19 protein-coding genes and 2 riboswitches are annotated in these 18,155 nt (G+C 41.8%); of the genes, 10 read left to right on the forward strand and 9 right to left on the reverse strand.

The window, feature by feature from the left end:
• Positions 1-230 precede the first annotated feature (230 nt).
• Entirely contained in the window at positions 231-884 is a 654-nt protein-coding gene (gene modB / locus ACFX4L_RS13135; RefSeq protein WP_284471582.1) for a molybdate ABC transporter permease subunit, read from the forward strand.
• Here modB and ACFX4L_RS13140 read toward each other — a convergent pair.
• Positions 846-1,325, reverse strand: a complete 480-nt coding sequence (locus ACFX4L_RS13140) for a GNAT family N-acetyltransferase (RefSeq protein WP_284472115.1) — start codon at positions 1,323-1,325, stop codon at positions 846-848. The genes modB and ACFX4L_RS13140 overlap by 39 nt on opposite strands.
• Positions 1,326-1,441: 116 nt before the next feature.
• Between ACFX4L_RS13140 and ACFX4L_RS13145 the strand changes: the two genes are divergently transcribed.
• Together ACFX4L_RS13145 and ACFX4L_RS13150 are read left to right on the forward strand one after the other, a co-directional pair.
• Positions 1,442-1,933: a hypothetical protein gene (locus ACFX4L_RS13145; RefSeq protein WP_089363742.1), complete on the forward strand. Its 492-nt coding sequence runs from the start codon at positions 1,442-1,444 to the stop codon at positions 1,931-1,933.
• Between the two features lie 198 nt (positions 1,934-2,131).
• Positions 2,132-2,329: a cold-shock protein gene (locus ACFX4L_RS13150; RefSeq protein WP_028393295.1), complete on the forward strand. Its 198-nt coding sequence runs from the start codon at positions 2,132-2,134 to the stop codon at positions 2,327-2,329.
• Between the two features lie 68 nt (positions 2,330-2,397).
• Here the strand turns inward: ACFX4L_RS13150 and ACFX4L_RS13155 are convergent, their stop codons facing one another.
• The 4 genes from ACFX4L_RS13155 to ACFX4L_RS13170 form a co-directional block, all read right to left on the reverse strand.
• Positions 2,398-2,565 (reverse strand): hypothetical protein, encoded by a 168-nt coding sequence (locus tag ACFX4L_RS13155; RefSeq protein ID WP_284471581.1) that lies wholly within the window; start codon positions 2,563-2,565, stop codon positions 2,398-2,400.
• 119 nt (positions 2,566-2,684) lie between these two features.
• Complete coding sequence (locus ACFX4L_RS13160) at positions 2,685-3,104, reverse strand: flavodoxin domain-containing protein (protein WP_284471580.1); 420 nt, start codon at positions 3,102-3,104, stop codon at positions 2,685-2,687.
• Positions 3,094-4,146 (reverse strand): ribonucleotide-diphosphate reductase subunit beta, encoded by a 1,053-nt coding sequence (locus tag ACFX4L_RS13165; protein ID WP_061461932.1) that lies wholly within the window; start codon positions 4,144-4,146, stop codon positions 3,094-3,096. Before ACFX4L_RS13165 ends, ACFX4L_RS13160 begins: the two co-directional genes overlap by 11 nt.
• A 46-nt stretch (positions 4,147-4,192) precedes the next feature.
• On the reverse strand, positions 4,193-6,490 hold the full coding sequence (locus tag ACFX4L_RS13170; RefSeq protein ID WP_377382525.1) for a ribonucleoside-diphosphate reductase subunit alpha: 2,298 nt from the start codon (positions 6,488-6,490) through the stop codon (positions 4,193-4,195).
• A gap of 139 nt (positions 6,491-6,629) precedes the next feature.
• Positions 6,630-6,811: riboswitch (cobalamin riboswitch) on the reverse strand.
• A gap of 293 nt (positions 6,812-7,104) precedes the next feature.
• Here ACFX4L_RS13170 and ACFX4L_RS13175 point away from each other — a divergent pair.
• Positions 7,105-8,034, forward strand: a complete 930-nt coding sequence (locus ACFX4L_RS13175; protein ID WP_284471578.1) for a manganese-dependent inorganic pyrophosphatase — start codon at positions 7,105-7,107, stop codon at positions 8,032-8,034.
• A 98-nt stretch (positions 8,035-8,132) separates the two neighbouring features.
• Here the strand turns inward: ACFX4L_RS13175 and ACFX4L_RS13180 are convergent, their stop codons facing one another.
• Together ACFX4L_RS13180 and ACFX4L_RS13185 are read right to left on the reverse strand one after the other, a co-directional pair.
• The gene (locus tag ACFX4L_RS13180; RefSeq protein WP_155727240.1) at positions 8,133-8,279 is read right to left on the reverse strand and encodes a hypothetical protein; all 147 of its coding nucleotides are present in this window, start codon (positions 8,277-8,279) and stop codon (positions 8,133-8,135) included.
• Positions 8,280-8,364: 85 nt separating this feature from the next.
• A complete protein-coding gene (locus ACFX4L_RS13185; RefSeq protein WP_089363744.1) occupies positions 8,365-9,822 on the reverse strand; it encodes a SulP family inorganic anion transporter in 1,458 nt (485 codons plus the stop codon).
• Positions 9,823-10,144: 322 nt separating this feature from the next.
• On the opposite strand from ACFX4L_RS13185, the gene ACFX4L_RS13190 reads away from it, so the two are divergent.
• Together ACFX4L_RS13190 and ACFX4L_RS13195 are read left to right on the forward strand one after the other, a co-directional pair.
• The gene (locus tag ACFX4L_RS13190) at positions 10,145-10,405 is read left to right on the forward strand and encodes a hypothetical protein (protein WP_377405365.1); all 261 of its coding nucleotides are present in this window, start codon (positions 10,145-10,147) and stop codon (positions 10,403-10,405) included.
• Positions 10,406-10,632: 227 nt separating this feature from the next.
• A complete protein-coding gene (locus ACFX4L_RS13195) occupies positions 10,633-10,788 on the forward strand; it encodes a hypothetical protein (protein WP_377382529.1) in 156 nt (51 codons plus the stop codon).
• 483 nt (positions 10,789-11,271) lie between these two features.
• A riboswitch (cyclic di-GMP riboswitch) is annotated at positions 11,272-11,362 on the reverse strand.
• A 397-nt stretch (positions 11,363-11,759) separates the two neighbouring features.
• Here the strand turns inward: ACFX4L_RS13195 and ACFX4L_RS13200 are convergent.
• Positions 11,760-12,971 (reverse strand): MFS transporter, encoded by a 1,212-nt coding sequence (locus ACFX4L_RS13200; protein ID WP_089363747.1) that lies wholly within the window; start codon positions 12,969-12,971, stop codon positions 11,760-11,762.
• Between the two features lie 213 nt (positions 12,972-13,184).
• On the opposite strand from ACFX4L_RS13200, the gene ACFX4L_RS13205 reads away from it, so the two are divergent.
• Together ACFX4L_RS13205 and ACFX4L_RS13210 are read left to right on the forward strand one after the other, a co-directional pair.
• Complete coding sequence (locus ACFX4L_RS13205; RefSeq protein ID WP_089363748.1) at positions 13,185-14,492, forward strand: CitMHS family transporter; 1,308 nt, start codon at positions 13,185-13,187, stop codon at positions 14,490-14,492.
• Positions 14,493-14,661: 169 nt separating this feature from the next.
• The gene (locus tag ACFX4L_RS13210) at positions 14,662-15,294 is read left to right on the forward strand and encodes a superoxide dismutase family protein (protein WP_377405367.1); all 633 of its coding nucleotides are present in this window, start codon (positions 14,662-14,664) and stop codon (positions 15,292-15,294) included.
• Between the two features lie 266 nt (positions 15,295-15,560).
• Here the strand turns inward: ACFX4L_RS13210 and trhO are convergent, their stop codons facing one another.
• Positions 15,561-16,526 (reverse strand): oxygen-dependent tRNA uridine(34) hydroxylase TrhO, encoded by a 966-nt coding sequence (trhO, locus tag ACFX4L_RS13215; RefSeq protein WP_284471572.1) that lies wholly within the window; start codon positions 16,524-16,526, stop codon positions 15,561-15,563.
• A 184-nt stretch (positions 16,527-16,710) separates the two neighbouring features.
• Here trhO and ACFX4L_RS13220 point away from each other — a divergent pair, with 184 nt between their 5' ends.
• Positions 16,711-17,685: a nitronate monooxygenase gene (locus ACFX4L_RS13220; protein ID WP_377405386.1), complete on the forward strand. Its 975-nt coding sequence runs from the start codon at positions 16,711-16,713 to the stop codon at positions 17,683-17,685.
• 17 nt (positions 17,686-17,702) lie between these two features.
• Positions 17,703-18,155, forward strand: a complete 453-nt coding sequence (locus tag ACFX4L_RS13225; RefSeq protein WP_377405388.1) for a GNAT family N-acetyltransferase — start codon at positions 17,703-17,705, stop codon at positions 18,153-18,155.

Below are 18,155 nucleotides of genomic sequence, written 5' to 3' on the forward strand. Positions count from 1 at the left end.
CAAAATTAAAAGTTTATTGGATGAAATTATTTTTATATTTGTGATACTCTTACTTTAACGTTCCTATGTGTCAGCAAGATGTCAAGAAAAATAAACTTAATAGTTATTTCAAAAGGAAAGGGAGAAAATGAAATGCAATCTGCCTTTAATGAAAAAAAAAACGATTCGGTGATATGGCCGATCAAGGACCTGCATAGGCTGATATTTTACATGGATGTGCGGATAATACCATGACAGGGGATTTTTGGTCACCTGTCAGGCTATCGATACAGGTGGCGGGACTAGCGGGTATCCTTGTTTTCATTTTAGGGATTATCCTGGCGCGAATGATGGCTAAAAAGCAATTCAGGGGAAGAGTCCTGTTGGAAACAGCATTTTTATTGCCGCTCGTTTTGCCACCTTCTGTCGTAGGTTTTTTATTGATTGTGATTTTTGGGAAGAATGGAATGCCAGGCCAATTCATCGAAAGGGTTTTTGATCAGCCCCTAATGTTCACTTGGTGGGCGGCGGTTATTGCATCCACCGTGGTAGCTTTTCCGCTTATGTACCAATCCGCTAAAACAGGCTTTGAAGGTATTGATGAAGAAATCGAAAATGCAGCAAGAGTTGACGGGGCGGGCGAGTGGAGATTGTTCCTATTTGTATCGCTTCCATTGGCAGTCAGATCCATCATCACAGGTGCCATATTGAGTTCTGCACGTGCATTGGGGGAATTCGGGGCGACACTAATGTTTGCCGGAAACATCCCCGGACAGACACAAACCATACCAACCGCGATATATGTCGCCATGGACTCCGGGAATATGACATTGGCCTGGCTATGGGTTGCTGTGATCATCGTCATCTCATTCATGATGCTTTTTGTCGTGACGTACATAAAATGAATGCTTTTTCTCAAATATGCTTATGAAAAGATTAGGTGCGGCCTCTATGTCTTCTTTATGGGTAAAGCCGTTTTTTTCATATAGCTTCCGTGCAGGCAGGTTCATTTTACCGGTCGAAACGGATATCTTTTCCCAGCCGCCTTGTAATTGAAGGTCATTCAAAAGGGCATCCGCAATACCCTGACGAAAATAAGCGGGATGGACGATCATTCTGCAAATCCGCATTAGTCTATTTTCTATTGTATAGGATATCGCTCCAGCTAAGGCATCACCTTCTAAAAAGCATATGAACGATTCATTACAATGAATGAATTGTTCATATGTTTCCAATAAAGGAGGGATATCGGGAAAGCCGATCAAATCCGCTTCCACCGTATAGGATTTTTTTTGAAGTTTAAAAAGCTGCTGGCCAAAATCGGAATCCAAGTCCCGAATTTTCATGATCAAATCATATCACTTCCTTTCATTACATTATAAAGGAAGAGGGAGATTATTGTTTCTTATCAGTCTGTGTTATAATCGACAAACAATATGAACTAATGAAATGAGGAAGAAATTTGTTAACATTTGAAGAAAAATTGAGCATCATTGAAACTTTTCCGGAATTACAGCGAAAAGACGTTTCATTGGGGCGTGTGAATTTCCATTACCCAGAAAGTGTCCAGGAGAAAAAGATAGTCGTTCAGCATTTGCATCCCAATGGAAATGGATTCGTTTACGCTGGCCATATGAGAAAAAAAGATACTGACCGTAAAGGATTTATCAATATACGTGACTATAATGAAGCGGAATTAAAAGAATTGATTCAAAAAAGCATGGATTATCTTTCTGAACCTCCTGTTGAAATCGAAGAAGAGGAAAACGAGTTCGCTAGGTTGGAAGGAACATGGATTGGCCGTGAAAAGCAAGAGCTTTCACTTGAAAGGGAAGATCAGCTTTGGAACGTGTATTCAGGCTCGAATCTTGAGGAGTGTTTCGAGAGTCCAGTAGAGGCGGAGCGCTACTTATTGGACGAAGGTTTCCGTCAAAGCAAGAAGCGGAAAATGTAGAATTTTAGGATAATTTGTCGGTGGAATTACTGCGATAATCTTGTTTTTTTTGGATTTTCCATGATATAATATGAGTAATTATTTTTGTTCGGAATAAGTTTGATAGAAGGATTTACTGTTATAGGATTCCTCTTGAAACATTATCCAGAACCAAAAATAGTAATAAAATGGATTTTTCCAAACACAGGAGGAACTATCATGGTACAAGGTAAAGTAAAATGGTTTAACGCAGAAAAAGGTTTCGGTTTCATCGAAGTTGAAGGCCAAGACGATGTATTCGTACATTTCTCAGCTATCCAAGGCGAAGGCTTCAAAACTCTTGAAGAAGGCCAAGAAGTTTCTTTCGAAATCGAGCAAGGCGCTCGTGGACCACAAGCAGCTAACGTTCAAAAATAATTGAACGCATATAAAAAAAGACTCCGATACTGGAGTCTTTTTATTTTCCCCTGTAAGGGAAACCACGTTTATTCTTCTTTTTTTTCGGCCATTTCCCTTAATACTTTGTCCAATTTTTCTTCGATCCGTTTAGAACGATTAAAATGCCCTGCCAGGTAAAAAACGATGAATATAACGAATACGACAAGCGCTAGCATAAACAGGATAGGCAGGAACTGGGTTAAATTTTCAGTCATTGGATATTATCCCCTTTTTATTCCATTATACTTCATGCTTACCGCTGCTATGATATAGGGAGCCAAATTTTTAAAAAAATACTAAAAGGTGATATGCGAAAACGCATATCACCTTTTAGTCAGTTCTGGAATAGCGAGGCGAACTTTTGAAGTCTGGGCAAGTCTGATTCTTGATACATCTGTTCTATCTTCAATGTCACCAATAACTGGCTTTTGGCAAATAACATGTCCCGGAAATGATCGACCGCTCCACAAAAATGATTATAGTTGGTTTCACCAGTGCCAAAGACTCCCGTTTTCAGATGAGCAATAGGCAACTGTTCCAGTTCTTTGTAAAGGGCTGCTGATTTGGCAGGAAGCTCCCCATTTCCCCATGTATAGGTACCGACGATCAATGCATCGTAATCGGGCAATGTACCTAAATCGAATTCATGCAGTTGATATAGTTCAGCTCCAGGTAATAGGGAAGCGATGGCTTCAGCAAGAGCTTTTGTATTTCCTCCAGCAGAATGATAGACAATGGCGATTTTATAGCTCATCGAATCCATTGCTGGCATTTACTTGACTGTAGGTCCTTGACTTCTGTTCGAAGAAATCGGTTTTGGTAAGGCCGATGGATTCATCATCGAACGTTTTGATCCAAGGCATCGGGTTTTCACTATACTCTTTATACAAGTTTTCAAGGCCTAGCATGCGAAGCCGTTTGTTGGCGATATATTCGATGTATTCATTGAACTCTTCCAAATCGAGATCGGCTTTGGTTTGGATATCTTCAAGCATATACTCAGACCATTCCTTTTCGAGTTCGACGGCTTTTTCAATCGTTTTATAGATGAATTTCGTGTTTTCTTCATTATTTAACTCTGGATATTCATACATCAAGATTTGAACGAGCATTCCAATGAAATCGAAATGGACCATTTCATCGCGATGGATATAGGATATCATCGTCGCCGAGCCGGTCATAAGGTTCTGGCGTCCTAAATTATAATAGAAGGCGAAAGCCAGATAGAAATAAATCCCTTCGAGGTTCGTTGAATGGATCAGTGCCTCGAATAAATGCTGAGGGCTTGGATCGTCCACAAACTTTTGGTAGGCATCCACGATCGGTTGATTACGCTTAATCACTTCCGGATGTTCTTTAATGCGGTCGAAAAGCTGTTTTTGCTTGCCTACCGGTATCAGGGAAGCAAGGATATAGGAATAGGATTCATTATGGATGGATTCCTGTTGGGCCATGTTTGCCAGGATAGCTTTTGCCGCAGGATCCTTTATATACCGAAGGATTTCTACTAAAGTAGGCGTTTGTAGACTGTCCATTCCAGCAATCATCGTAAGGATATCAAGAAAAGCGTCCTGGATATCTTCGTCCAATTCTCCCCACTGCTTTTTATCCTGAATCATGTTCACGCTTGAAGGCTTCCAAAAGTTATTGATGAGCTGTGTATAGGTATCATAGAATTTCTCATACTGAATATCGTTCCAAAGGAGAAAGCCTGAAGCTTCTCCTTTGAAAACACCGGTCGCTTTAGTTGGATGCGTTGGTTCCAGCATCCGGATCTTTTTTATATGATTGGTCATTCGTGAAAACTCCTTTAAGAATAGATTACTAAGGGTTTGATCGTCGTTAACTAGAACAGCTTTCGCAGGCATTGTCATATTCGGAAGAAGTCGAACGAACATAATACGTTGATTTCAACCCGGATTCCCACGCCGTTAAATGGATATCCAATAGGACCTTCGCTTTGATTGTGTTGTGTACATACAGATTAAAGCTGATTGCTTGGTCAATATGGCGTTGGCGGGCTGCATTTTGCCTGATGCTCTCCAGTTGGTCCAAATTAAAGCGGGTCTTTTTATAATATTCATACGTATTTGGCGTCAATCCTGGTGCGGTCACCTTGAATTTGAAGTTTTTCTTTTCCTCGTAAAATTCAATTTCATACAAAGGATCGATTCCATCCGTTGAATTACCGATTTTAGCAGTCGATGAATTGGGGGCAATAGCCATTAAATATCCATTACGGGTACCGTGCTCCTGCACATCTGCTTTTAAATCCATCCATTTTTGATCTGTATAGTCACGAAGTTCGAAATATTCCCCTGTATGCCAATCCGATCCTTCGAAATATGGGTATGATCCTTTTTCCTTGGCCAACTCGTTGGATGCTTTGATTGTTAAGTAAGCGATCTTTTCGTATAAAGCATCGGCATAGTGAACAGCCTCATCCGATTCCCAATAAATATTCTGAGTGGCAAGTAAATGATGCCATCCAAACGTTCCTAGACCAATTGCCCGGTAACGTTTGTTCGAGATGGATGCTTGCTTGACCGGAAGATTATTGACATCAATGACGTTATCCAGCATCCGGACCTGAATGGGAATTAACCTCTCCAAAACATCGCTGCTCACCGCACGGGGCAAGTTAATGGATGATAGGTTGCAGACAACGAAATCGCCGCTTTTACGGACCACAACGACATCTCCATCTTCTGTTTCATATTCATCCGTAATCGTCGAAGGGCTTAAGTTTTGAGCAATCTCCGTACAAAGGTTAGAACAGTAAATCATGCCTTTATGTTTATTCGGATTCTTCCGGTTCACTTCATCGCGGTAGAACATATATGGTACGCCTTCTTCTAATTGAGAAATCATGATGCTTTTCATGATGTCCATCGCATTGATTTTTTCAAAGCTATAGTTTGGAAGTGTACCGTTTTCTGCGGCCTCGACAGCAAGTGCATAATGATTCCTGAAGCTTCCTTCGCCTTTCTTCTCGTCATAAAGATCTTCAAGTGAGAATCCAAGGGTTTGCTTGACGGTGTGTGGATCGAAAAGATACCATTCTTTTCTGTCGCGTACAGCCTCCATGAACAAATCAGGAATACATACACCTGTAAAAATATCATGGGCTTTTAATCTGTCATCCCCGTTTTGCGTCTTCAAATCAAGAAAGCTCATAATATCTTTATGCCAGGCATCCAAGTAAATCGCGATGGCACCTTTACGTTGCCCCAATTGATCGACACTGACAGCTGTCTGGTTGAATAGCCGGATCCAGGGAGTCGTGCCGGAACTGTTTCCAGAGAAACCTCGGATATCAGAACCAAGCGAACGAATCTTACCAACGTAAAGACCTACACCGCCGCCGAATTTTGATACTTTTGCAGCATCGTAGTTAGATAGATAGATGCCGTCAATGGAATCTTCAATTGCGTCGATAAAACAAGAGCTTAACTGTCCATGCGTTTTACCTGCATTGGATAGAGTAGGCGTCGCAACAGTCATATAAAGGTTGGACATAGCCCAGTAAGCTTCTTTTATTAGTTGAAGACGATGCTCCGTTTTTTCCATTCGCATGATTTCCATCGCGATGATCATGAAGCGCTCTTGAGGCAGTTCGTAGACCTTGTCTTTTTTTGGGCGGGCTAGGTAGCGATCGTTTAATAAGTAGATGCCTATGTAAGAAAATAATTTATCCTTTTCCGGGTCGATCACCGAACCCAATTCCTCAATTTCTGCTTTCGTATAAGAAGCTAGCAGTTCTGATTTATAAATGGGATAACGCTGGCCTTCTGAAAGTTGCGAGAGTTCCGTGATCAGTTCATAGAATGGGCCATAACTCATGCCTTCATAACCTCGATTTGCCTGTGCATCCCTATACATCGTATTCAATAGTTCTGCTGCAGCAACGAACGTCCAATCGGGAGCATCTATATCCACACTTTCAAGAGCGAGCTGAATCAGTTTTTTTGATGCCTGTTCATCGGTTGAGTCACTTTTGCGATCAAGCCATTTTATAAAACGCTTTTTGAACTTTTCCATATCGAGACGGCCTTCGAATTCCTTTGATAACATCTCAAGCTGGATTGAATTCGTTTCGGTGTCATTTTCGCTTATGGTAGAGTTATATGTTTGAGTCATTAATAATCCTCCTTGTAAACTTCCGCTAAAATAAAAAAACCGCCCAAATGGATTGAGCGGATCAAACGATAGAATAAAAGAACCATGAAAAAATAGCCATTATACTATCGTTTCATCATCTCAATCCCCGAAGAATAAGAAACATGAAAAAATCAAGGCAGGTCTCCTGACTCATGATCATCCTACTTTGAGTCCTTCCCGTATAGAGAGAGCTATACAGTGGTTTCTCATTTCGTCACATTTACAGTTGCGGGGACAGTTCCGGGTTTACACCGGATTCCCTTTTCAGCCATCACTGGCACCTTTGATTATAAAATATTCTATATATAGTTATTAGTATTGTTTGTGTAATCAATATCTAGTATTTCTGCTTATATTATCGTAAGCCATATACGATGATAATTCAACTAATATATTTGAGAAAAACCAACCCTTATCTATTGACAAAGTGAAGGTAGAGGGATTGAGAATGAAAGATTTTATTGGGGAATGGGTAATTCGAGCACTGAATTTACGGGATTTTGTGTTAAAATAAAGTGTATAGTAAAGGTGGGTCTCCCTTATTGCGATGAGGGGATTCGCGGAAAAATATTTATGAAAAAGGGGTTAAAATCTTGGAAAAAGTATTAGTTTTTGGACATAAAAACCCGGATACAGACACAATCTGTTCAGCAATCGCTTATGCAGATCTTAAAAAGCAACTAGGTATCAACGCTGAACCAGTTCGTCTGGGTGAAGTGAATGGTGAAACTCAATATGCGTTGGACCAATTCAAATTCGAAGCTCCCCGCCTTGTGGAAAAAGTGGCAGGGGAAGCGGATGGCGTGATCCTGGTCGACCACAACGAACGCCAGCAAAGTGCAGAAGATATTGACCAAGTCCGTGTGTTGGAAGTTATTGACCATCACCGTATCGCTAACTTTGAAACAAGCGATCCTTTATATTACCGTGCGGAGCCAGTTGGCTGTACGGCAACCATTTTAAATAAAATCTATAAAGAAAACGGCATTGAAGTCCCTAAAACGATCGCCGGACTTATGCTATCTGCCATAATTTCCGATTCTTTATTGTTCAAATCCCCGACATGCACAGAGCAAGACGTTGCAGCAGCTATGGAACTGGCTGATATTGCGGGAGTAAACGCTGAAACATATGGCTTGGAAATGTTGAAGGCGGGAGCTGACTTGAGCGACAAGACGATTGCCCAGCTAATCACTCTTGATGCAAAAGAATTCTCCATGGGAATGGCTAAAGTTGAGATAGCTCAGGTCAATGCTGTAGATCCGAACGAAGTTCTTGCTAAGCAAGCTGAAATAGAAGCAGCCATTGAATCGGTCATCGCTGTGAAGGAATTGGATTTATTCCTATTCGTCGTAACGGATATCTTGACCAATGATTCTGTGGCCTTGGCTCTTGGAAAAGCGGCTGATGCAGTGGAAAAGGCATATGACGTTTCATTAAACAATAACATTGCCGTCTTAGAGGGCGTTGTATCGCGTAAAAAACAAATCGTTCCGGTTTTAACGGACGTATTCAGTAAATAATATTGGAAAAGGGGTGCCCATTTAATACTTTGGGGCCCCTTTTCTGTACATCAAAAAAAGACTCAACCATCCATTTAAAGGTGTTTGAGTCTTTTTTTTTAATTTAAGGTTTCCTTTTCTTTTTCATAGGCGATGACAATCAGTTCTTTATTGGCTTCCTCGCCAAGTTTGCTTTCAAAGCTTTTCAGTTCATTCAATAAATCTGGTGACAGATTCGCTGCTGTATAATCCTGATCGGATGTCATGCTTTTCGCTCCTTTCAAAAGGAAATATTTCATGTTATCTATTTTGTCGGTTTGAAAAGTTTCTATTCAGCAGAATTATACTTTTTCAAGATATTTTACTTTCTGAGGTGGCGAGTTTTTCAAGCAATAACGAACTCTCCTCGTCCAGGCCTTGCACCTGGACAGGTGTACCTTGAAACTGATATTTAAGGACAACCGTATCAACAGCACCGACTGCAGAAGCATCCCATATTTTAGAATGGGAAAAATCGATGATGACCGTTTCGGCTTTTTCCTTGAAATCGAACTTAGAAACAAAGTCCTGAACCGAAGCGAAAAATATTTGTCCGCTGATACGATATATGATTTTCTTGGCATGGATGTCTTCCGTTTTCTCAACAGCCACTTTAGAAATTTTAGCCGAGAAGAAAATCATGCTCAAGAGCACTCCAGCAAATACCCCTTTAGATAAGTCATGTGTATAAAGAACAATGAGGACCGTCACGATCATCACTGCTGCATCCGTCTTTGGAGCTTTAGTGAGCCGCTTTAGGGAAGACCAGTCAAAGGTCCCGATTGAAACCATGATCATGACTGCGACAAGGGCAGCCATCGGTATTTTAACAAGGACATCATTCAATACCACGATTAATACCATAAGAAATGCGCCAGCTACAAAAGTGGAAAGCCGGCCCCTTCCTCCCGATTTAATGTTGATACCGGATTGGCCGATCATCGCACATCCTGCCATTCCGCCAAAACATCCGGCAATGATATTCGAAATCCCTTGGCCTTTGGCTTCTTTATTTTTATTACTGTCCGTGTCAGTCATCTCATCGACAATTTGAGCGGTCAATAATGATTCAAGCAACCCGACAAACGCAAGGGCTATGGAATAAGGGAAAATGATCGCCAAAGTTTCGAAGGTCAAAGGGATGTCTGGAAGCATGAACATCGGAAGGGCTTCAGTCAATTGCCCCATATCCCCAACCGTACGCACCGTAGCTCCCGTGGTAACTGCAACGATTGTCATGAATATGATGGCGACAAGTGGTGAAGGTATGACTTTCGTGATCAGCGGAAAAAGATAAATGATAGCTAATGAAATGGCTGTCATGAGATACATAATCCATGATTCGCCCACGAAATGGGTAAGCTGTGCCGTGAAAATCAAGATGGCTAGAGAATTCACAAAACCAGTCATGACCGGCTTCGGGATGAACTTCATTAATTTCCCGATTTTTAAAACCCCTAGTAAAATTTGCAGCAAACCAGTCAATATAGTTGCAGCAAGTAAATAGTTCAAGCCGTGATCTTTAACAAGATCGACCATTACGAGTGCCATTGCTCCAGTGGCAGCCGATATCATTCCCGGCCTTCCGCCGAAAAACGAGATGGCGATGGCAATGCAGAATGAGGCATATAGACCTACCATTGGGTCAACACCAGCAATGATCGAAAAGGCAATCGCCTCTGGAATCAATGCCAAGGCAACGACAATTCCGGAAAGAACATCCCCCCGAACGTTACCGAACCATTCCTGTTTGTATGCTGATGTATTCAAAGAAACACTCCTTCTTTCTTTTATATATGTGTGTTACTTTCATTGTTAACGCACTAAATTATAGCATGTGACCTTCTTTCTATCTATATGGATATTTCCAGGACTATTCATGCCTAAAGAAGGAAAAAAGTGCTTGAGCTATCATGTGGGGGGACCAGGGCTGAAGATGCCTCCATTTATCTATACGAAGGATCGGTAAACTATGTTTGTTTACAAAGTCCTTCGATAGGATCCCCAAAACTTTAGTAAACGATTACGGTAATGGGGGGAGAATGAATTATATGCCTATTTCCCTTTTACTGAAAAATCGGGTGGGTTTCAGTTGTTGGTTCTGTTGGTAGTGTTTCTCAAGACTGCGGAAATGATTTACATTGGGGCTGTGGAACTGGAAGTGGAGTCACTGCCTAACCATCCGAACCTGATTGTAAGGCAGGCAGAAAAAGCCTTGGAATGGGATCATATGAAAGAACAACTGTATCTTAATAAAGAAATCATCATGACTAAAAGCGATGATATGATGGTATCCGTGGAAGGGAAAGTGAACTCGCAACCCCGTATAGGAGGAGATATATCATTATCTTAATGGACAGCTATTTTCAATAAGCTTTCCTTGGCGCTACATATTGGGATGGGCACCACCATTAAGATGGAGGATTATTATTAGGTCTATAAACAGGGCATGCATGCTTATAAATTCAGCAGAACTGGATTTCCAAAAAAATAGCTTGGCCATTTTTGACGAATTGGGCTCTTACAAGCTCTTGGATAATTTGAAAGACCTTGCACATGCTGAAGGGGGGAGCAAATCTGATGGGTACATTAAGTGTCTACCTATTCAATAACGGAAATTCAAAAATACTATGGATTTCATTTTTCAAACACCGAAGTGCATTGCGTTACCGAATGGAACGGATCCATGACATTCCGGACATGGTTTTAGAAGATGCAGAAAACACGATTGAATGATGATTGCTGATAAACTGCACGGTTTATACCAATCGAGCCAACTATAGTCCGACCGTACACCTTTTAAGACAATGATAAAAGTCCTTGAAGGATCTTTTTTTATGTCGATTTTGTGCCTTAACTTGATTGGCATAAGGTAAGGAAGCTTTACTTAACGGAACGATATTTTCCCTTTCACCTACTTCGTAGAGGGCAGTGTTAAGTGGCTATTCCTTATCAAGGATACTGGATTTACATTTTGGACATGTCACTTCTTTATAATGCTTGAACCTGATCTTTCGAAGGTCGCTTCTTGTCAACATTGCGAATACATTATATCTTGTGCCGCATGCACATGTATTTTTATCTTTAACTATGTGTCTCTCATCCGTAGCAGCTGAATAAATGGTTGGAAAAAACATATATAACCCTCTTTTTTCAAATTTTTAGGCAAATTAAAAAGGGGCACGAAATAAATGATTAAGCGATTTAATCAAGATAAATCATGGCGGCCCGGCTGCCATGACAACTAAGTTGTTGGTTTAGGCCCGTGGCTTTGCGTCTTTTACTTTCATAAAATTTGCCTAAAATAATCTTAACATAAAATTGAAGTGCAGAAAAAATACTTATCAGTTTATGGGTGGGTATGATGATATTAAAGTGGTTAGCCTAAAGCTATGACCTTCAGGAAGTTTGATTCATTTCTTTTGAACCTATCTTTACAAAGCATGTTATTTAACTGATAGGCTTGAAAGTGCACTCGCTTCAAATCCTTTTCTGGTTTCCTTCGATGATTCCGCATTCACAATAACTCTGATGCTTGATGATATGTATTTTTGAATAAAGTAGTCGATCTCGGCATCACTGCCTTAATCGGGATCCGACCGAAACAAGATCCAGCTTCAGATGTATCTGGCAATACGGCTGTATGTGCGTTAAACAGATAAAAACCTGACTTCCATCTGGAAGCAGGTTTTCTCGCCCGAATTTGATTAATGTGATCTGGCCAACTCCGGATTGCGGTGCATCGCGTAATAGAGGACCAGGCCAGCGATAAGGAGCAAGGTACTGGTCGTGATGAAAACAGCGGAGAATCCATAGAAACCAGCTACCATACCGCCCATAGCAGGTCCGATGATATTGCCTAAAAAGCGCAGGCTCGTATTGTACCCAAGTACTTCCCCCTGCATTGCGACCGGCGCTTCTTGGCGAATGTAGGCAATCCTTACAGGGATGATGCCACCTATTGCCATGCCCAGTATGAAACGTACAAAAACAAGCTGCCAAAAGTGATTGATGAAGGCACCAGGCAAGTAGACAGTGGCAGTCAGAAAAAGAAGCAGCACAAGAATCTTCACATGTCCATGCCGATCACCTATCTTGCCCCAGTGACGCGCCATCAATAAATTCCCTAGGCCTGCCGCAGAAAAGGCGATACCTGAATAAAATCCAAGATTGGAAGTTCCATGCAGCTCGCCGACGTATAAAGAAAGAATGGGCTGGATGCTGAAGTGGGCTACTTGAACAAGTGTCGAAATGAGCATGACATTCACTAGGATCGGATTCCGCATGATATGCGAGAGAACCTCCTTGCTTGTATAGCTCGACTTTGTTCCCTTTTGCCGTTCCATTTGATACTCCTTGGTTGCAAAAACAAGAAGTCCAGAGATGAAAATGGTGATAGAGGTGAATTTAAAGGCGGTTGAATAGCCGAGTGTGTCTGCAAGAATGCCGCCAAGCAATGGTCCGAAAAGTGAACCAGTTATATTTCCCGTTTGCAGTGTTCCCAGTACGCGTCCGGCAATCTCTTTCGGAGTCTGCGTTGATATGAAGGCCTGTGACATGGATATGAAGCCAGTGAATATTCCCGTGAACATCCTTAAGACGAAAAGCTGCCAAACATTTTCAACGAATCCCATCAAGAAAATGGACAGTCCCATCCCAAAGGCACAGGCAATCAAGATTTTCTTTCTGCCATACCGGTCGCCAATCCGTCCCCAAATAGGAGAAAATAAAAAGGCAGTCACAAAGGTGATACCAAATGTCCATCCGGACCAATGCTGGATATATTGGGTCGAATAATCCCCGAATGTACCAATGTATAAAGATATGAATGGAAGAACCATCGTCATGCTTCCGCCTATGAAGAAGTTGGCGAACCACATGATGAAAAGATTCCGTTTAGCTATTTTATGAGCATTCATTTTACATACAACACTTCTTTCCTTCAAAAAAAACTTCGGGTTCCTAAATAATAGTATACAGAAATTAACTAATTTATTAAATGAATTTGATTTTTGCTTATAAAAACTGGTTTTTTAATGAATGTGCAAATGGTATAATTTGAAAATATTGATTTTTCGGAAAAATTAGATAAAAGGAAAGGCGTTCATTTTCAAATTAAAGGAGTTTTTTACATGTTAACTATTTTAGGATTTAGCATGATTTTAACGTTTTTGGTATTAGTCATCACAAAGCGTCTATCCGTAGTCGTCGCTTTTATCCTCACGGCGATTGCTTTTGGTGTGATTGGCGGGTTTGCATCTGAAATGGGAGATATGATGGTGGCAGGTATTTTAAAGGTGACACCAACAGCAGTCATGATCGTTTTTGCTATTTTATATTTTGGATTAATGATTGACGTTGGTTTATTCGAGCCCATGATCGCTAAAATACTGAGTTTTGTAAAAGGCGACCCGCTAAAGGTTGTCATGGCAACTGCCATAATAACCATGTTGGTAGGTTTGGATGGGGATGGTTCTTCTACATTCATGATCACCGTTTCCGCCATGCTACCGCTTTATATGAAATTAGGAATGAATAGACTCGTATTGGCCTGTGTCGTTGGTTTAGGTGCGGGGGTCATGAATATGATTCCTTGGGGAGGACCTTTGGTGAGAGCGGCCGCGAGCCTTCAAGTTCAAGTATCGGAGTTATTCATTCCTCTCATTCCAGTCATGATTTGCGGGCTTTTATGGACACTTTTTTCGGCATATGTACTTGGCAAAAAGGAAAGAGAGAGATTAGGAGTCAGGTCGATGGGAAGGACCATGCCACCTGGTATGAGTGAACAGGCTGCAGCCGCTGAAACCACACCTGAAGGAACATCCAAGTTATTTTGGTTTAATTGGCTCTTGACGATTTTACTGATGGTATTGCTGGTGATGGAATTGCTGCCAATCCAAATCCTATTTGCCTCCGCTTTTGCTATTGCATTATTGGTTAACTTTCCGAACCCACAAGAACAGCAGGAAAGGATTTTAAGTCATGCCAATAGTTTCGTAATGATCTGTACACTCATTTTTGCTGCAGGGATATTTACGGGTGTATTCACTGAAACGAAGATGATGGACTCGATGGCCGCTTCAATCGTAACCATCATTCCGGATTGGCTTGGGGCACATTTGCCACTGGTCGTAGCGCTTTCGAGCATTCCGATGGGGTTCATTTTTTCACCTGATGCCTATTACTTTGGCATTCTGCCGATTATCAGTGAAACGGCATCGAACTTCGGTATTGCCCCTGTTGAAATCGGAAGGGCGGCTTTATTAGGTCATTCGACCACAGGATTCCCATTATCGCCATTGGTGCCTGCCACATTCATATTGATTGGTCTTGTAGGGGTGGATTTTGGGGATCACCAAAAATTCCTGTTTAAATGGGCGTTTGGGACAACCATCATCATGACGATTGCAGCCATTGCTTTCGGTGTCATCACTTTGTAAAATGTGAGCCCATTAAGCTATAATATAAGATCCTTGTCTGTGAATTTAGTAAGAGGTTCTACTCGCTGGTGTAATCTATTTTCCTATTTATCCCGCTTTCTGTTTATTTTTCCATAATAGTGGTAAATAATAAGAGGAATATACATATAAGAGAGTGAGGGGATTTATCATGAACTATAAGCCAAAATTTGTGCTGCCTATGTGTGCTGCCTTTTTACTGTATGGATGTAATTCAGCGGATGATTCAAATCAGGGCGACAAAAATGCCGAAGATATGAATACAGTGGGACAAGGAACAGATACAGAGATGGATCCGCAGGTGAAAGCAGAAGTTAAAGATATAAAAGGTAAACCCCTTGGTACTGTAAACTTTTCCGCGGAAGAGAATGCTGTGGTGATCGAGACCACTTTGGAAGGCCTTGAGCCAGGCTATCATGGATTCCATATTCACGAAAACGCGGCATGTGACGCACGTGCTAAGGAAGGCCCTTTCACTACAGCGGGAGGACACTTCAATCCAACTGATGAAACGCACTCGAATCATGCAGGGGACATGCCCCCTCTCTATGTAAAAGAAGATGGGACAGCAAAATATACGGCAACATTGGATAACATGACAATAGACCAACTGAAGAAAGAAGAGTTGGCTGTCATCGTTCATGCAAATCCAGACAACTTTGCCAATATTCCTGATCGTTATGAAGCCAGTGGAAAAAAAGGATCTGATGGAGATACCATGAAAACTGGTGATGCGGGCGATAGACAAGCTTGCGGAATTGTTGTGAGTGCAGAGGCAAACTGAAATTATTGATGCAGGAGCGATTCTTTTTAAGAGGAATCGCTTTTTTCATGAAGGGACAATCATGAAAAAGCTTTAGAAGTTAGCGGATTGATTCTTTCTTTTGCTTTTAAAGAAGGTTTTTTCTATTTTGATATAGAAGTAGGAATGTAAGTAATATTCCGGTTTGGGCAGTTTTGAAAGTTAACAAGTGTAATCTTCGGAAAATTGGATATAGGCTATAAAAAAACCCGAATAGGGATCATGTCCACTGATTCGGGTTTGCTTAATCATTTTGCCGTGAAGGTTTCTTCGATTTGCTGTAATCTCTCAGATACTTCTTCTTCAGAAAGGTTATGCTCGGCTACATAGCGGTTACGCGGATGCACTCGGCATTCGTGAGTGCAGCTGCGCATATGTTTGTGTTCGTTCTCTTCACTGCATAGGATTTTCTTGTTGCATTCAGGGTTAGCGCAATTGACATAGCGTTCACAAGGCTCGCCGGAATAAATATCGCGTCCGACAATGACGTGTTCCTTTTGGTTGATGGGTACGGCAATTCTTTCATCGAATACATACATTTGTCCATCCCAAAGGTCACCTTGGACTTCGGGATCCTTCCCGTATGTTGCGATGCCGCCATGCAGCTGGCTAACATCCTCAAAGCCTTCTTCGACAAGCCAGCCTGAGAATTTCTCACAGCGGATACCGCCTGTGCAATACGTAAGGATTTTTTTGCCTTCGAACATTTGTTTATTTTCACGGACCCAATCCGGAAGTTCGCGGAAATTCGTGATTTCCGGCTTGATTGCACCCCTGAAATGTCCTAAATCAAATTCATAGTCATTTCTGGCATCAAGGACGATAGTATTTTCATCTTGCATTTGCTCGAAGAATTCCTTCGGGCTCAAGTATTGGCCTGTCGTCCGGTTCGGGTTGATGTCATCTTCCAGACGAAGCGTGACAAGTTCATTTTTCGGACGAACATGCATTTTTTTGAAAGCATGTCCATCAGCTTCATCTATTTTAAACACGATATCGGCAAAGCGGGAATCGCTTTTCATCATGTCCATATATTGGTTGGTTTGCTCAATCGTACCTGAAACCGTTCCGTTGATACCTTCTGAGGCCACCAGGATACGACCTTTCAATTCAAGTGCTTTACATGCCGCAAGATGCTCGGCTGCAAATTCTTCGTGATTCTCGATAGGTACATACAAATAATAAAGTAGTACTCTATATGGTTTTGTTTCCATTTTTTATTTACCACCTATGTTTTATATTTGCAAGATATAAAGGGTGATCATTTAGACACTTATCTCTTACAGATAATCATTATATCAAGAAAACGTAAAAATGATAAGGGTATGAGTAAAAATCAAAAGGGAGTTGTGTGGATTGTTCAAAGATTTACTGAGATATCCAATCATTCAAGCACCGATGGCAGGAGGAGCCTCCACTCCACGGCTTGCGGCTTCAGTATCCAATGCGGGAGGATTGGGATTTCTTGCCGCTGGCTATAAGAGTGCAGAACAGATGAAAGACGAGATAGGGCAGACTCGTAACTTGACCCAGCGCCCATTTGGCGTGAATGTATTTGTTCCAGGTAACGAAGTGGTGGATGAAACTTTATTATTTGCCTATCGTGAAAAAATTGAAAAGGAGGCCGAGAATGTAGGGGTTGAGATTGGAAAAGCCGATAGTGATGATGATGATTGGGAAAATAAACTAACTGCATTAAAAGAGGCTCGGGTCGATGTCGTCAGCTTTACGTTTGGTTGTCCTGCGGAAGATGTAATAAGGGAGCTCCAAAGCGCCGGTGCTCTTATTGTCGTGACAGTAACCAACCTTCAGGAAGCGAAAAGGGCGGCTGGTGCAGGTGCGGATGTTCTATGTGTACAGGGGATTGAGGCAGGGGGGCATCGAGCCAGCTTCGAGAACGGCACAGAAGACGATTACGGTCTTTTAGTATTAATACGGATGATTGAAAATGAACTGAAGTTACCAATCATTGCAGCGGGTGGACTGATGCATGGAAAGGATATCGCTGCCGTGCTTGCAGCGGGAGCGACAGCCGCACAATTGGGAACAGCTTTCCTTCGCTGTCCCGAAAGCGGGGCAAGTCCCGTCCATAAGGCAGCTCTCGGAAATCCCCGTTTTACCCAGACCTCAGTTACCCGCGCCTTCAGCGGCCGGAGGGCACGCGGGTTGGTGAATCACTTTTTAAGGGAATATGATAGCATTGCACCCGTCGCATATCCTTATGTCCATCACATGACCAAGCAAATGCGAAAAGCGGCGGGACAAAAAAACAATCCTGAATTGATGGCTTTGTGGGCAGGGCAAGGGTATAAGTTGAGCAGGGAACTTCCGGCATCAGAATTGATGGAACTTCTAGTAGAAGAACTAAAATGAGAAGGGTTTGTATGGGGATGAAGATAAGGGAATTATTGGTGGATGAGTCACCGCCGATGCATTTGTTGCTTTTGGCTGATCCTTCAAGGAAATTGGTAAAAGCATACTTGGGAAGTGGGACGTGCTTTGTTGCCGAGATGGATAAGCGAATCATCGGGGTTTATGTTTTGCTGCAAAAAGGTCCTGAATTGATAGAGATAATGAACATCGCAGTGGATGAACGGCATCATGGAAGAGGAATCGGAAAGCAATTGATTGAACACGCCATAAGCCATGCAAGGGAACAAGGTTATAAAACGATTGAAATCGGCACGGGAAATTCGGGGATAGGGCAGCTTGCCCTTTACCAAAAATGCGGTTTTAGAATAACTGGGGTCGATCGCGATTTTTTTAATAGAAACTATTCCGTGGCCATTTATGAAAATGGGATTCAGTGTCAGGATATGATTCGATTGTCACAAAGTATTTGA

Origin of the sequence: Peribacillus sp. YIM B13482 (assembly GCF_042787975.1) — a bacterium.
Taxonomy (GTDB): Bacteria; Bacillota; Bacilli; order Bacillales; family DSM-1321; genus Peribacillus; species Peribacillus simplex_A.